Genomic DNA, 15,031 nt, shown 5'->3' with positions numbered 1-15,031 from the left:
GGGCGACGCCGTCGGGCGGGCAGGGCGGAGGCAGGGGCGCGGGAGGAGAGGCCATGGCGCCAGTCTACGGCATCCTGTCGGAGATCTCCTCATGCCTCCCTGGGCATTCTTGATCTACTGCGCGGGGCGAGCGAAGTAGTCAGCGCCCTGACGCAGGCGTCGCACGAGGTTTGCCACCTGCACGTCACTCATCGTGCCGTAATCGATCTCTCCGCGTTTCAGGAAGGTTCCGACCTGCGGCACGGCTTGATCTTCTTGTTTCGGGTCTGGCCGATAGAACTCGCGCACGTCTTTCGTCCACGAGACCTCATTGGTGTCGGTGAAGTGAACGATGGCCTGCTGGTTTGACGGATCGGCGGGTATGCCGTCTCGCTGGTTGGGGTCGAGATAGCTGAAGATCCTCGCGGCCCGTGGCTCTGTTCCACCGTCGGGACGGGTGTACGAGGCAGTCCCCTCGTGGACGTCGGTGACGAGGAGTGCGTGTCCGGTGCCTTTGCTTCCGTCCGGATTGGTGAAGGACATGCCCAGGATGCCAGAGCCGAAGCGGTCGACCTGCTCCTTCACGCGATCGAGCACCTGCGCCGGGGGAGCGTCATGATACGACACGATGTTCCACTTGCGATCAGAGGCCTGCTGGACCGCGGCCGCGGCGTTGATGGGCGCGTTCTGGTACTCCCCTTCGCTCTTCTGCGGCAATGCGCTCTCGGGCAGTGGGGTACGGGCTGACGCATGCGCCAGGGTGGCGGTGCCTTCGCACACGCCGGGCTCTTCATTGCGCCCGGCTCTGCCCAGGGCGCACGGGCCGTTGCAGTCCGGGACGTAGCTGTTCCCGTGATTGAGATAGAACTTCTGGAGCTCAGCCTGCTGACCGCCCGCCACGCGCTTCCCCTGGTCGAGGATTCGCGTGTTCCCCGTGGGGATGTCGGCCCCCTGGGTCTGTCGTCGGGCAGCCTTGTGCGCGGGCTCAGGCCGCTCGCTTCGTTCAGGGGGCTGGTGGGCGCTCCGAAGCGCTTCGAGATGGGAGGTTTCTGTCGAGGGGGCGCGCCCGTGCTGATCTTCGGGCTCGTCACTCAGCTCGGTCTTGTCGGTTTGCGTGTTCGAGGACTCGGGTTCCGGCGTGTCTTCTGGGGGCGCGGAAAGCGTCGAAGGGGCGATCGTCGACGTGCCGCTCTGGGGGGAAGGTTGCAGCGGTGAGCTGCTTGTCGCCTCCAACGGCCGGATCTCGAAATCGTCGGGCATGATCGCCACCCCTCCACGCGCTGGTCTCGTATCTTGACGTTAGCATGAAGGGGAGACTCGGGGAACAGCGGTTTTATTGACAGTTTGTTGCAGGTGTTACCTGGATGTGAACGTCATGGTCTGCCCAGGCCGATGCTCTTGTAGAATGCATTCGGATTGGGGGTCCGGCCCAGGAACCCCTTGAGCAAGGTGTCCGGATCGGCGGTGTTCCCGCGCGCCAGGATCCACATCCGGTACTGCTGCCCGGCCTTCGGGCTGGTGAGACCGGCCTTCTCGAAGACGGTGAACATGTCTTCGGCGAACACCTTTGACCACAGGTAGCCGTAGTAGCCTGCGTCGTAGCCCCCCATGAGATGGCCGAAGGTGGCCTGGGGCGCGCCCCCCTCGATGGGGGCCATGCACAGGATCTCCTGTTTGCGTGCGTTCCAGATCTTCGTGGTGTCGACCTTGTCGGTGCCGGTGTGGTAGTCGAGATCGACGGTTGCGAAGAACAGCTGACGGCTGTAGAACACCCCGTCACCCGCGTGGCGTGACGCCAGCATGCGCGTCACCAGGGCCTTCGGAAGCGGCTGACCCGTCTGGTAGTGCGACGAGAGCAGGGCCAGGGTCTTCGGGCTCCAGGCCCAGTTCTCGAGCATCTGCGAAGGGGCTTCGACGAAGTCGCGTCGCACCGCGCTGCCCGCGAGCGAGGCGTATCTCGCTTCGGTGAGCACCTTGTGCATGATGTGCCCGAACTCGTGGAAGAAGGTCTCCACCTCGTTGTGGCGGAGCAGGGCCGGCGCGTCTGGACGCGGGGCGGGGAAGTTGCCCACGATGGCGGCCATGGGCGCCTGGTAGCGGCCGTCCGTGCGCAGATAGCCGGCACGCAGGCTGAAGGCGGCGAAGTGCTTGTACTTGTTCGGACGGGGATAGAGGTCGAGGAAGAAGAAGCCGATGCGACGTCCGCTCGCCGCGTCATCGACCTCGAAGAGGCGCACGTCCGGGGCCCAGCGCTGCCCGACCGCCTTCGATTCCGGGCTCGACTCGGCGAGCTCGTGGAAGCGGACGCCCAGCAGCTGCTGGTAGATCTCGAACACGGCAGACAGCACGTGGTCGACGGGGAAGTACTCGCGCACCTTCTCCGCGTCGAGCGAGAAGCGCGATTTCTTCATCTGGTTCGTGTAGTAGTTGATGTCCCAGGGGTCGAGACGCGTCGCGGTCGGATCGTCTTTCTTCTTCAGCGCGAGGAGATCGCTCAGCTCGCGCTGCTCCTTGGGTCGCAGGCGCTTCGTGAGGTCGTCGAGGAACGCGCGCACGCGGGCGGGCTTCTGCGCCATTCTCTCCTCGAGCACGTAGGCGGCGTGGCTCGGGTACCCGAGCATGCGCGCGATGCGCGTCCGCAGCGCGATGGCTTTCTCGAGCAACGGCACGTTTGCGGCCACAGCGACCTTCTCCTTGGCCGTCAGCACCTTCTGGCGCGCTGTCGCGCTGCTCGCGTTCTCGAGGAAGGGGATGAGCTGAGAGGCGTCGAGCAGGGTGAGTCGCCAGGTGCCCTTCTCGGTCTTCTTCAGACCGCTCACAAACGAGGGGGAGAGCCCCTTCACATCGCTCTCGTCGAGCTCGACGGAGTCGTTGGCCTGGGCGATGTTGCGATTGAACTCGGTCTCGAGCTTGCTCAGCTCGTCACGCAGGCGGGTCACCTCGTCGCGCTCCGCTGCCGACAATCCGGCGCCGCTGCGCTTGAAGGCGCGAAGGTTCTCGGTCAGGAGGCGGGCCTGATCGCCCTTGAACTGCTCCTTCTGCGCCACCACCGTGAGCGCGTGGTAGAGATCCGGGCGCACCATCAGCCGTGCGTAGAACGCGCTCACGCGGTCGTTGCAGTCTCCTGCTGCGGCCTGCAGGTCTTTGTCGGTAGCGGCCTGCGACAGCAGATCGACGGGGGCCAGCCAGTCGTCGATGCTCGTGTTCACCTGCTCGAGCGCGCCCACGGTGTTGGCGAAGGTGCGCTTGCCGTCGGGCATCTTCGCGATGGCGTCGATCTTCTTCTGCGCGCTCGCGAGCACCGCGTCGCACTGGCCCTTCAGCTCCGCCGGCGTGAAGCGGAAGCGCAAGGGGTTGACGGCGTTTGCGTTGGCCTGGGTCGAGGGGTTCGCGGCGGTCGTCGGGTGGGGAGACCTGCGTGCCAGGGCGGGCGAGAGCAGGAGCGTGGCGCTGAGCGCGAGGGCGCAGATCGTGGGGCGAAGAGCGACGGTCATGTCGGGTGAGACCTCTTGTCGTGGGTTTCGGGAAGGGCGACGCACGCAGCGCGCCACGGGTTCCCCGAGGGCCGCCATGCTTTCTGATTGGCGGAGGAAATCCTCCCCTCGACTCCGGAGGTCAGCGCATGGTGAACGTGAGCTGGCGCTCCGGGTGACCATCGAGCGATACCTCCACGCGGTAGGCGCCCGCTGGAAACGTGTCGGATCGAAGGGGGAACTGGATCCAGCCGTCGCCGTCGGCGTCGGCCACCCATCGCGTGTCTGAGGGCAGCTGATGGTCGCGCTGGTACCATCGGGCCGTGACCTCGCTGCGCCCCCTGTGCGCGTTGGTGAGACGCACGCAGAGGTGCATGGCTTCGCCCGACGCAAAGCTGTCTCGTGGGTCGACGGGCTCGCAGCTTCCAGGGCGGGCGTCGCGGGCGAGAACAGCGTCGACGATGTGGGTGGGCTGTGGCGTCAGCAGGGTGACGGCCGCGAGCAGGAAGATCGCGGTGAGTGCCGCCGCCGTGATCCAGGTCTTGCGCGTCACGGCAGTGAGGTTCGCGCGCGCGGCCCCGATCCCTGTGCCGGCGGGGGCGGCGCGCGTCAGCACGCGGGGGCGTCGGCCTTTGACAAGAACTGGGCGCCGCCGCGTCGAATGGCCTCTCGCTGACGGCGCGCGTCTTCTCGTCGCGTCAAGAAATCCCCTGGAGGTTCTCGTGCGTCTCAACCGTCTGGCAGCCGCCTTTGCCTGTGTGTTTCTCCTGCTCATCCGAGGGGGCGCTGCGGCCCCTGCCGACTGGAGCGTCACCGTTCCCGTGGCGAGTGTGTTCCGTGAACCCTCGGCCCAGTCGGAGCGCGTCACCCAGGTTCTCTTCGGAGAGCCCGTGCGCGTCATCAAGAGCAGCGGCGGATGGGCCCAGGTGAAGGTTCTCGACCAGTACCGCCTTGCCGACGGCTATCCCGGGTACGTGCTGCTGAGCGCGCTTGGTCACCCCTCCTCCACGGCGCCCTCGACAGCGGTGGTTCGCACCGCACGAGCGAGCATCCACGCCGAGGCGCGGAGCGATTCTCCGGTGCTCTGCGCCGTCTTCATGGGAACCTCGCTGCCCTGCGATGCGACCAGCGGAGACTGGGTTCGGGTTGCTCTTCCCAATCGCGCCGAGGGCGGCTATCTCGCGTCCTCCGAGGTCAGCGTCGCGGGGGCTCACCCCGGCACGGGCGAGGAGGTCGTTCGCACAGCGTTGCAGCTGCGCGGCACGCGCTACCTCTGGGGAGGGCTCAGCGCTTCAGGGATCGATTGCTCGGGGCTCACGTTCGAGAGCTATCGGGTTCACGGCGTGACGCTTCCTCGAGACGCCGACCAGCAGTTCCAGACCGGTCTGGCGGTCTCCCGTTCGCAACTTCAGGCGGGAGATCTCGTGTTCTTCGGCAAGGTGCCGGGCCGCGTCACCCACGTCGGGCTCTACTGGAAGGACGGAACGTTTGTAGAGGCGGCCGCCCACGGCGTCACCGTCAGCCCGCTGACCCGTCGTGCGGACTTCCAGGGCGGGCGGCGCGTGCTCGGCGTCAAGCTGCACATGCCTGCGCCATCGCCCTGAAGATCGCGACGGGGTGCGTCACACGCGTCAGCCATCGCGGCGTGCAGGTGCAGCCGGGTGGCAAGGAGATCTGTGCGCGGCGTTGAAGCACCGCCCTGGGCATCAATCGCCGGGGCAGCCGCATCGCGGGTCTGCGCGCCGGCCGAGGGGAAACATCTCTTTCGTGCGCAGTCACGTCTTGCGCTTCTTTGCGCTTCTTCTCATCTGTTCGGTGGCGGGGTGCAGCAGGTCCGCCGTCGATCGGCCGCAGCCATCGCGTCATCCGGCCCACGTTGCGAGCGTCGCCGCGTCGGCCGCTCCCGCCGAGACGCCTCCTCCGCTCGATCCACCGGGGGCGCGCACGGTTGATGTCTACAGCCTGATCGTGAAGGAGCCGAGCAGCGGACTGTATCTCGAAGCAGGGGAGAGCGGGCCGAGCGTGAGCCGGGATTTCCCGAAGAATGACTTCGCCGATCTCTTCATGCAGGGCACGAACTGGCGCTGCCATCACGTTCGTCAGGTCGCCTGGATGGGCTCGCACCTGTATTCGAGCCAGACGGCGGTTCTCGACGTGGGGCCTGTAGACGGTCTCTGCGACATCAAGGCCGCGCCCGCCAGCGGCTACGAGGCGGCTGCGCCGATACGCCTGCACCAGGGGTACATCGTGCGCTGCATCGCGCATGACGGGAAGCGCCAGACCTTTGCGCGCCTGCGCGTCACCGACTGGATCCGGGACAAGGCGGGAGGTATCGCGGGGTGCAAGGTAAGGTTCAGCGTGCAGGCCGATGGGGCACGCATCTTCACCCAGTAGTTGGTCTGGTTCGCGGCGCATGCCGGGGTGGTTTTGAGGGTTGACACCCATGGTATAGTATTCGGTGAATCGCACCAGTCATGGTGCAGAATGGACCCATATGAAGCGAAACACGGGGCAGAGACGAGGCGGCGGAGGCAATCGCGGCCGAGGGCCACAGACGCCGACCACGCCAGCCACACCACGGGCGGCCAAAGATGACGCCATCGCCGTTGAAGGCATCGTGACCGATGCCCTCCCGAACGCCATGTTCACGGTTGAGCTCGAGAATGGCCACAGGGTCCTGGCGACCCTGTCGGGCAAGATGCGCATACGCTACATCCGCGTGTCGCCGGGCGATCGCGTCACGGTAGAGCTCTCACCCTATGACCTGACGCGCGGTCGCATCACGTTCCGAAATCGCTGAGCGACCTCTCACGGTCGACGCGCTGCCGCCTTGCACCCCTCGTAAGAGGCAGGGCGGTCCCCCCCCGAGGCGCCGCGACTTCCGAGCCGCCATGAGCTGCGAATCACATGTCCATCTCAGAACCCACCACGCTGGCTTCGGACACCATGCCCTCACATGATGACCATCGCCTGCCTCCATCTCAGGGCGATGCGGAGCGGGCGCGCATGACGCAACGTCCGCGCTCACTCGGTCTCGGCTTTGTCGTTCTCCTCGTGCTGGGAACGGCCGCCCTCATGATGTTCATCTCGCGCCACAAGCCTGTCGTGAAGGCGGAGTTCGGTGAGGCGCCGCCTGTGGTCACGGTGAGCACATGGCGGGTGGTGGAGCGAACCTTGAGCCGGAGCGTTCTGGTCACCGGGTCGATATCGGCGGTCGACGCGCTGCCGGTGGGGGCATCTGCCACGGGCCTTCGCATCGAGCAGGTGAACGTCGAAGAGGGAGATGTCGTCGAGCGAGGACAGGTGCTGGCCGTTCTCGACGCGTCCGTTCTGCGCGCGCAGCGTGAGCAGCTCGAGGCGCGTCTGCAGTCGTCGCTGGCGGCGGTCCCCAAGGCCCAGCAGCCCAACCGTCCCCAGGAGATCGCCGTGCTTCAGAACGCGCTGTCGCAGGCCCGCGCCAATGCGCACCAGGCCGAGGCGACCCGCGTCCAGGCGCGGGCCAGCTATGAGAACGCCCAGCGCAACCACGCGCGGTACGAGCAGCTGCTGGCAGACGGGTACGTGACGCGCAAGGAGTTCGACGACCGCGATACAGAGCTGCGCACGACCCGCGCGCTCGATCTCGCAGCCCAGGACGCCGTCCGCGCCGCAAACTTCACGGTTCAGCAGGCGTCCAGCCGTCTCGCCCTCGCGCAAGCCGGGGGGCGGGGGGAAGACATCTCCATCGCGCGGGCCAACAGCGACGAGGTGCGCGCGCTTCTTCGTCAGCTCGACGCACAGATCGACCTCACCGTCGTGCGCGCGCCGGATGCCGGACGCATCATCAAGCGCGATGCCCACATCGGAGACATCTCGTCTCCGGCCAAGACGCTGTTCGTCATCGTGCGCCGCAACGAGCTCGAGCTGCGCGCCCAGGTGCCCGAGATCGATCTGGCCCACATCCGTGTCGGTCAGCGCGTGCAGCTGCTGCCGGCAGCCGAAGCACCCGAGACGGGCCCGTCGGGAGGGGCGTCTGGCGCACCCCGCGAAGCGGGCGCATCCGCTGTCACGGGAACCGAGAGCGGCGCTCCCGCCGCTTCGCCGACGGTATCTGGCAGCGCTTCGCCGAGCGCTTCGCCGAGCGCGGTTGAGCGCGACGCCGCGGGAGCCCCCAGCGCTGCGTCGACTGCCGAGAGCAGCACCGCTCCCCCCGTGTACGGCACGGTCTGGCTCATCAATCCGGTGATCGATCCCCAGTCTCGTCTGGGAACGGTGCGCATCCGCATTCCCACCGACCTCGGCCTGTTGAGCGGCATGTTCGTGCGCGCGCGCATCGACGCGGGCACCGAAGCGGCGCTCATGGTTCCGGCCCGTGCAGTGCTGGGGCCCGCTGACGACCGGTTCGTCTTCGTTCTCGATGGGGTGAAGGTGCATCGCCGAAGCGTGCGCACCGGCGCGGCGCAGGGCGAGCTCGTTCGGATCACGAGCGGGCTCTCGGAGGGGCAGACGGTGGTGGTTGACGGTGGCGGCTTCCTCACCGAGGGAGACACCGTTCGCGTCTCTTCGACGCCCTCTTCGGCGCCTTCTTCGGCAGGGTCGTCAGCGCCTGTGACCGCGACGCCCTCACCGGCATCCGCGGAATCGGGGAAGTCGGCTGAACGCTCGGTCACGTCACCGCTCTCGCCGTCGCCGGCTCCCGCTTCCCCCGCGGAGCCCTAGCCGATGGGCTGGAACATCTCGGCCTGGTCGATCAAGAGCCCCATCCCCTCGCTCGTGCTCTTCCTCGTGCTCACCATTGCGGGTGTGCTCGCGTTCGGCTCGCTGGGCATCGACGAGAACCCCAACATCGACGTGCCCATCGTGTCGGTCACCGTCACCGAGACAGGCGCCGCTCCGTCGGAGCTCGAGACCCAGGTGACCCGCAAGATCGAGGACGCGGTGGCGGGCATCGGCAACATCAAGCACATCACCTCGACGGTGAACGAGGGCGCCTCGACCACGAGCATCGAGTTCGAGCTCGGAACCAGCGCTGATCGAGCGACCAATGACGTGCGCGATGCCATCTCGCGCATCCGCCAGCAGCTGCCGCAGCAGATCAACGACCCCATCGTGCAGCGGGTCGATTTCGCAGGCGGACCGTTCGTGACCTACACCATCGGAAGCCCGGCCCGCACGGTCACCGACCTCTCGTGGATGGTCGACAACGATGTGTCTCGCGCCCTTCTGGCCGTGCCCGGCGTCTCACAGGTGCAGCGGGCCGGCGGCGTCGATCGCGAGATTCGCATCGCGCTCGATCCGGTTCGCCTCGAGGCGCGGGGGCTCACCGCTGACGCTGTCAACGCGCAGGTGCGCGCGCTCAACATCGATCTGCCGGGTGGACGCGGTGACGTGGGGACCTCAGAGCAGTCGATTCGCACCCTGGGCAGCGCGCACACCCTGGCGGCGCTGAAGTCAGCGCGCATCAGCCTTCCCGGCGGCGGCTGGGCGCGTCTCGACAGCCTGGGCACCATCACCGACGGCTCATCAGAGCCGCGACAGGCCGCGCTCCTCGATGGCAAGCCCGTGGTCGCCTTCTCTGTCGTGCGCAGCACGGGGAGCAATCTCGTAGACGTCGAGAAGGGTGTCGACGCCAAGGTCGCCGAGCTTGCGAAGTCGCTCCCCCCGGACGTGCGTGTCGAGAAGATCCGCACCAACGCGAAGTACGTCTGGGAGTCGTATCACGCCTCCATCGATTCGCTGGTCCTGGGCGCGGTGCTGGCCGTCATCGTCATCTGGATGTTCCTGCGCGACTGGCGAGCCGCCCTCATCTCCGCGCTGGCCATGCCGATGTCGGTGATTCCCACCTTCGCCACCATGAAGTGGTGTGGGTTCACCCTCAACAACATGTCGCTCCTGGGGCTTGCCCTCGTCATCGGCATCCTGGTCGATGACGCCATCGTCGAGATCGAGAACATCGTGCGTCATGTGGCCATGGGGAAGACGCCCTATCAGGCCGCCCTCGAAGCCGCTGACGAGATCGGTCTCGCAGTTGTGGCCACCACGATGACGATCATCGTGGTGTTCGTGCCGGTGGCCTTCATGGGGGGCATACCGGGCCAGTTCTTCAAGCAGTTCGGCCTCACCGTGGCCGTGGCGGTGTTCTTCTCGCTGCTGGTGGCGCGCCTGCTCACGCCGATGATGGCGGCCTACGGGCTGAAGAAGCCCACCCATGAGGAAGAGGGCAAGGGACTGCTGATGCGCGCCTACGACGTCATCCTCGCGTGGGCCCTGGCCAACCGCCTGGCCACCGTGGTTCTGTCGGTGGGCTTCTTCCTCTGCAGCATCATGCTGTTCAAGACCATTCCCACATCGCTCATCTCGCAGACCGATCGGGGAGAGACCCTGCTGGTGCTCGAGCTTCCGCCGGGCGTCACCCTCGAGAAGACCGTGGAGGCCGCGAAGCAGGCCACCCAGGTGTGCCTGCGCCGTCCCGAGGTGGCCAAGGTGTTCACCTCCATCGGGGCCGCCACGGGAGGCGGACGCTTCGGGAGCCTGGGCGCGCTGAACAAAGCCAGCCTCTACGTCGTGCTCAAGCCGCGAGACGCGCGCACCCTCTCGCAGCAGCAGGTCGAGGAGGCGATTCGCCCGGCGCTGGCCGTGCTGCCAGGCGCGCGCTACACGTTCGGCAACTCGTTCGGTCTGAGCGGGAAGCTCCAGGTGCTCCTGGCCAGCGATGACGCGGGAGCGCTGCAGCAGACCGCGGAGCGGCTCATCGGCGAGATGCGCCGCGTGCCCGGGCTCTTCGACGTCACGTCGTCGGCGGCGCTGCAGCGGCCTGAGATCCTGGTGCGTCCGGATCTGGCGCTGGCGGCCGAGCAGGGCGTCTCCATCGCCTCCATCGCGCGAACCGCGCTCATCGCAACCCTGGGCGACATCGATCAGAACCTGGCCAAGTACGATCTCGATGACCATCAGATCAACATCCGCGTTCAGCTCGACCAGCGCTACCGTGAGAATCTCGACGCTCTTTCGGGGTTGAAGGTGCAGGGCGCGCGCGGGCTCGTGCCGCTGCGCTCGGTGGCATCGGTGCAGCTGGGGCAGGGGCCCTCGCAGATCGATCGCTACGATCGCAAGCGACAGATCTCCATCAGCGCCAGCCTGGCCAGCGGTCTCACCCTGGGTCAGGCGGCCGCGCTGGTGGCGCAGCTCGATGCGTTCAAGTCGATGCCGCCGCAGGTGCGCCAGATCCCGGCGGGCGATCTCGAGATCCAGCGTGATGTCTTCGCAGGGTTCACCTGGGCCATGGGCGCGGCCGTGCTGCTCATCTACGCCGTGCTGGTGCTGCTGTTCGAGGGCTTCATGCAGCCGCTCACCATCATGGTGGCGCTTCCGCTCTCCATCGGTGGCGCGCTCATGGGGCTCATCATCGCCCATCAGCCGCTCGGGATGTACGCGCTCATCGGAATCGTGATGCTCATGGGGCTGGCCACCAAGAACTCCATCCTGCTGGTCGAGTACTGCCTCATGGCCATGCACAACGGTGTCGATCGCGACACGGCCATCACGCACGCGGGTGAGGCGCGCATGCGGCCCATCCTGATGACCACCGTGGCCATGATTGCCGGCATGGTGCCCATCGCCATGGGCGTGGGGGCGGGGTCCGAGGTGCGCGCGTCGATGGCCATCGCGGTCATCGGTGGACTGGTGACATCGACGTTTCTCACCCTCATCGCGGTGCCGGTCGTCTTCACCTGTGTCGACGACTTCATGCGGCTTGCGCGCCGCGTGCTCAAGATCGGTGGCGCAGCGTCAGACGAGGGGCGCGTCGGCACCTGAGCCGAGTCGGTGCGGGTCAGCCAACGGGGGTCTTCAGCGTCAGCGCATTCGGATGGCAGGTCAGCTCGAACCGCTGGGCGCGCTTGAACATCTCTCCGTCGACCTGCGAGTCGACCGGTCGCGCCGTCTCGATGCGGATGGTTCGCGACTTGCGCACGGTTCCGCGGCGCTTCATTAGCTTGTCGAGAACCCGCGGATTGATGGGGCTGATGCGGGCGGCCACGATGAACTTCGAGAGATACTCATGCCAGCCGCGGAACACGATGACATCGAGCAGCCCGTCATTCGCGCGGCTGTCGGGCTCGAAGATGAACTCGCCGGCGTAGACGCGGACGTTGTTCACGATCAGGTTCGTGAGATGGGGCACTTCGAGCGGGGCATCGTCATCGAGCCAGATCTGCGCCGCAACGTTGCGATGGCGCAGCGGCACCCGCATGAAGGCGTAGGCGTACAGGTTGTAGTCGCGAAGGATGCTGCGCAGAATCGGCGATCGCTTCGCCTTCTCGCGCTCGGCGTTGCGCTCGCTCAGGATCGTGGGGTCGACCCCGATGGAGAATCCGTCGACAACCCAGCGATCGTCGATGTGCCCCAGGTCGAGGGGGAAGTCGGCGCCGTAGCGGATGGTCTCGAGGGCTCTGCGCAGGTGCGGGCCGTTCGACTGCAAGCCGAATGACTTTGCGATGTTGTTGCCCGTGCCGAAGGGAACCACGGCCAGGGTGGGAAGGTCTTCACGGGGCAAGCCTGCGGCGTCTCGCCCCGCCATGATGCCGCTGACGACCTCGTGGATGGTGCCATCGCCCCCGAACGCCACAATCGTGCGATACCGGCGTGATGTCGTGAGGTCTCGGGCCAGGGTCACGGTCTCGCCGTCAGGCAGGGTGTCGAAGCGCGCATAGGCGATCTCGAGCTCGTCCGCGAGGCGGGCGATCTCCTCCCATCTGTTGGAGGCCTGGCCGGTCTGTGCGCTGGGATTGAAGACGAAGGCGACGTCGCTCACGCCCCCTGATTTGCGCGCGGCCCCGCAGTCTCCTGGGTGGGGTCGGCTTGTTCACAATATTTTTACCGACACGCGCGCGCCTGTCTGTTACACTTCTTCTCACTACGGGGTCGCCCGCGTCTCGGCTTGCGCAGAGAGAACGGCGACAGAGCTGGGGAGCCTGCCTGATGAGTGTGACCGGTCTCGCGTCATCGTACGTCTCCGTGAGTGCGCTTCGCCCTCACAACCAATCGGGGTCTGAAAGAGATGCGGTTCCCCCGCAGGGTGCGCCCACGCCCCCGCCCACGCCTGGTGACACCATCACCGTGGCCACCTTCAACTGCGAGAATGTCTTTCTCGGCCCGCCGGACCCGGGTCACGACGCGCATGATCAGCCACCGAAGCCCGAAGCGGCGCTTGCCGCGGTGGGTCGCGTGCTCCAGAACACCCGTGCCGATGTGGTGGCTGTTCAAGAGGTTCACGACAAGAAGGCCCTCGACGCGCTGGTTGACAAGTACATGACCGGCAACCCCTACCCGTACCGTGTGCTCATGCCGGGCAATGACTCGCGTGGCATCAACGTGGCGATTCTGTCGAAGTACCCCATCGTCGACGTGCACTCGAACGTCGGTGAGACATTTGACGTCAACGGCCGCAAGCAGCACTTCTCCCGCGACTTCCTCGAAGCCACCGTTCGCGTCAAGGACGGGTTCGACTTCACCATCGGCACCACCCACCTGAAGGCCCAGGCGGGTGGTCAGGCGGCTGACGACAAGCGTCTGGGCGAAGGGAAAGAGATACACAAGATCCTCTCCGAGCGAATGGCAGCCTATCCGGGGCGTCGCTATGTCGTGTGTGGAGATTTCAACGACGTGGAGAGCAGTCCAGCCGTTCGCGCAGTGAAGGGCCAGGACGGTGATGCTGCACGCCTCTACGACCCCCTCGCCGGTTCGTCGGAGATCAGCCACCCCGCAACCCATCGGCGCATCGACTTCCTGTTGCTCTCTGACGGCATGAAGGACGCCTACATCGAGGGCTCCGAGCACGTGGTGAACGACCCGGATGCAGCCAAGGGATCAGACCATCTCCCCGTGGTCGCACAGTTCCGCGTCTGAGCGCGCGCCAGCGGCGCGAGCCCCAGGAATGCGACAGGCCCCCTCGACTTGAGGGGGCCTTTTTGCTTCTTGTGCGGAGGGGAGGCACGCGTTCCTGTTTCAGCGTGACGCGTGAGGAGAGATCACGGGGCAGGCGGGGCGAAGGGGTAGTGCCCTCCCGCGGTGGCACCGATCTGGCTGCTGAGGGTGTCCACGTTCTCCGGCGCCAGCATGAACGCGGGTCTCGCGGTCCGGTGAGGGTCGGCCTGGTAGGCGGCCTTCTCGTCGACGGGCCTGGCGTCGCGAAAGCAGGCGAAGCGCGGATTGGCGCCGAGATCGGCGCGCAGGCGGTCGAGCACAGCGTTGGCGATCATGGCGTGGCCCGTGTTGCTCGGATGGAACCCATCAAAGCTGAACATGCCGTCGCGCCCATCGGAGGTCGGGGTTCCGGTGAACGTGGTGGTCACGGTCACGTCCGGGCCGGTGCCACGCAGCGCGCGTCCCGTGGTGGCGATCTCGTTCATCATCGCGTGGGCATCGACGAGATGGATTCGCTTGTTGCGCGCGGCGGTCTGCTGCAGCAGACGATTGAAGTCATCGATGCGCTCCTGCACCGCGGCGAGCTCGTCGCGATCGAGAACGTCGTTCTCGGTGAGTGCGCCATCGCGGGTCAGGTCGCGCATGGCCGCCTCGAGGTCGGCCGCGCTCTCGATGCGGTGGCCGGCCACCAGGGCGCTCAGCACGGTGACGAGGCCGACGCGGCTGCCCGCGGGGTATTGCTCGCGCTGGCCCTTGAGGGCGCTCTTCACGCGCGTGGGGATGATGAACTGCTCGAGGCGGCTCGTGGCGTCGGTGCCGTCCGGCAGGACGACGCGGAAGGGGAGCGAGCCGAGAGGACGCCCCACCACGCGGAGATTCGGAATGGTGGTCACGTCTGGCAGGTTCATCGCCACGATCTCTGCCGTGGTCTCGTTGAGCAGGCGGGTGAGGGCGCCCTGCGGACCGATGAGCGACGACCACAGCCCCTTCACCTCGTGCTGGGTCTGGCGGCGCACCCACTTCTGGGTGACGAGATCCTGGTGGTTGAAATCCCAGATCTGATCGGTCACCGGCGTGAGGGTGCGGTCATCGACCACCCCGCCGGTGGCGGCCGCGAGCACGTCATTCGCACCGCCCCAGAAGAGAACCACGTCCGGCTTCTTCGCGATGGCCTGATCGATCTGCGAGCCGCGGCCCACATCTGCGCCGTTCTGCAGGATCTCGCGGATGCCGGGCAGGCGCACCACGAGATCGCTCTTGTCTTCGATGAAGTCACGCGTCTCGAGCACGTAGTCTCGTGCGCTCCTCACGTCGACCATGTGACGCAGCTCGAGCCCGGAGACCGCGAAGTTGTGCTGCGGATGCTGCGGGGTGTCGAGCGAGGCCGGGTCGCGGTGCCCCATCTCAGGGAGCTTCCAGACGGCGCTGTAGTCGTTGGCCATGCCCACGTACTCGAGGTACAGCGCCAGGGGGGCGACCCCCTTGATGAGCGCTTTGCGCAGCTCGAGGGCGTGCTTCACGTCGAAGGCGGTCTCGGAGAAGAAGGCGGGGGGGACGCTGCCCCCCACGATCAGCGGGAGGTTCATGGGAATGCCTGCCGCGGCTGCCACGAGGGGAACGTATCCCGCGCGCTGCCGATCGGCGCGGCAGATGCCGTCTTGCATGCCGGCCGTCAG

General features: G+C 66.6%; 11 protein-coding genes. 6 read left to right on the top strand and 5 right to left on the bottom strand.

The genetic code is table 11. From position 1 onward, the window contains the following. Positions 1-114 precede the first annotated feature (114 nt). The 3 genes from EB084_07940 to EB084_07930 form a co-directional block, all read right to left on the bottom strand. Entirely contained in the window at positions 115-1,248 is a 1,134-nt protein-coding gene (locus EB084_07940; protein NDD28181.1) for a hypothetical protein, read from the bottom strand. Positions 1,249-1,352: 104 nt separating this feature from the next. Continuing rightward, positions 1,353-3,635 carry a hypothetical protein gene (locus tag EB084_07935; GenBank protein NDD28180.1) on the bottom strand — a complete coding sequence of 761 codons (2,283 nt, stop codon included), beginning with the start codon at positions 3,633-3,635 and terminating at the stop codon, positions 1,353-1,355. After that, a complete protein-coding gene (locus tag EB084_07930) occupies positions 3,595-3,828 on the bottom strand; it encodes a hypothetical protein (protein NDD28179.1) in 234 nt (77 codons plus the stop codon). The genes EB084_07935 and EB084_07930 overlap by 41 nt, the downstream gene beginning before the upstream one ends. Between EB084_07930 and EB084_07925 the strand changes: the two genes are divergently transcribed. The 5 genes from EB084_07925 to EB084_07905 all read left to right on the top strand — a co-directional run bounded on the left by EB084_07925 (position 3,827) and on the right by EB084_07905 (position 11,246). Next, the gene (locus EB084_07925; GenBank protein NDD28178.1) at positions 3,827-5,056 is read left to right on the top strand and encodes a hypothetical protein; all 1,230 of its coding nucleotides are present in this window, start codon (positions 3,827-3,829) and stop codon (positions 5,054-5,056) included. The genes EB084_07930 and EB084_07925 overlap by 2 nt on opposite strands. 178 nt (positions 5,057-5,234) lie before the next feature. Beyond that, positions 5,235-5,846 (top strand): hypothetical protein, encoded by a 612-nt coding sequence (locus EB084_07920; protein ID NDD28177.1) that lies wholly within the window; start codon positions 5,235-5,237, stop codon positions 5,844-5,846. Positions 5,847-5,946: 100 nt separating this feature from the next. Next, on the top strand, positions 5,947-6,252 hold the full coding sequence (locus tag EB084_07915; protein NDD28176.1) for a translation initiation factor IF-1: 306 nt from the start codon (positions 5,947-5,949) through the stop codon (positions 6,250-6,252). A gap of 107 nt (positions 6,253-6,359) precedes the next feature. Beyond that, positions 6,360-8,150: an HlyD family efflux transporter periplasmic adaptor subunit gene (locus tag EB084_07910; GenBank protein ID NDD28175.1), complete on the top strand. Its 1,791-nt coding sequence runs from the start codon at positions 6,360-6,362 to the stop codon at positions 8,148-8,150. A gap of 3 nt (positions 8,151-8,153) precedes the next feature. Continuing rightward, the gene (locus EB084_07905; protein NDD28174.1) at positions 8,154-11,246 is read left to right on the top strand and encodes an efflux RND transporter permease subunit; all 3,093 of its coding nucleotides are present in this window, start codon (positions 8,154-8,156) and stop codon (positions 11,244-11,246) included. 16 nt (positions 11,247-11,262) lie between these two features. Here EB084_07905 and EB084_07900 read toward each other — a convergent pair whose 3' ends face one another. Beyond that, positions 11,263-12,243 carry a hypothetical protein gene (locus tag EB084_07900; protein ID NDD28173.1) on the bottom strand — a complete coding sequence of 327 codons (981 nt, stop codon included), beginning with the start codon at positions 12,241-12,243 and terminating at the stop codon, positions 11,263-11,265. Between the two features lie 167 nt (positions 12,244-12,410). Here EB084_07900 and EB084_07895 point away from each other — a divergent pair, with 167 nt between their 5' ends. Then, entirely contained in the window at positions 12,411-13,337 is a 927-nt protein-coding gene (locus EB084_07895; protein NDD28172.1) for a hypothetical protein, read from the top strand. A 122-nt stretch (positions 13,338-13,459) separates the two neighbouring features. On the opposite strand, the gene EB084_07890 is transcribed toward EB084_07895, so the two are convergent. Next, positions 13,460-15,031, bottom strand: a 1,572-nt coding sequence (locus tag EB084_07890) for a hypothetical protein (protein ID NDD28171.1), incomplete at its 5' end; no start/stop codon positions are given.

Source organism: Pseudomonadota bacterium (genome assembly GCA_010028905.1).
In the GTDB taxonomy this organism is placed as follows: Bacteria; Vulcanimicrobiota; Xenobia; order RGZZ01; family RGZZ01; genus RGZZ01.
Note: the sequence above shows the minus strand (reverse complement) of the source record. Positions and strands in the feature narration are given on the sequence as shown.

What these genes read in the sequence shown, in the direction of transcription:
- EB084_07910 (NDD28175.1), top strand. Translation starts at nt 6,360, where the DNA reads ATGTCCATCTCAGAACCCACCACGCTGGCTTCGGACACCATGCCCTCA.
- EB084_07905 (NDD28174.1), top strand. Translation starts at nt 8,154, where the DNA reads ATGGGCTGGAACATCTCGGCCTGGTCGATCAAGAGCCCCATCCCCTCG.
- EB084_07925 (NDD28178.1), top strand. Translation starts at nt 3,827, where the DNA reads ATGGCTTCGCCCGACGCAAAGCTGTCTCGTGGGTCGACGGGCTCGCAG.
- EB084_07895 (NDD28172.1), top strand. Translation starts at nt 12,411, where the DNA reads ATGAGTGTGACCGGTCTCGCGTCATCGTACGTCTCCGTGAGTGCGCTT.
- EB084_07915 (NDD28176.1), top strand. Translation starts at nt 5,947, where the DNA reads ATGAAGCGAAACACGGGGCAGAGACGAGGCGGCGGAGGCAATCGCGGC.
- EB084_07930 (NDD28179.1), bottom strand. Translation starts at nt 3,828, where the DNA reads ATGCACCTCTGCGTGCGTCTCACCAACGCGCACAGGGGGCGCAGCGAG.
- EB084_07935 (NDD28180.1), bottom strand. Translation starts at nt 3,635, where the DNA reads ATGGTCACCCGGAGCGCCAGCTCACGTTCACCATGCGCTGACCTCCGG.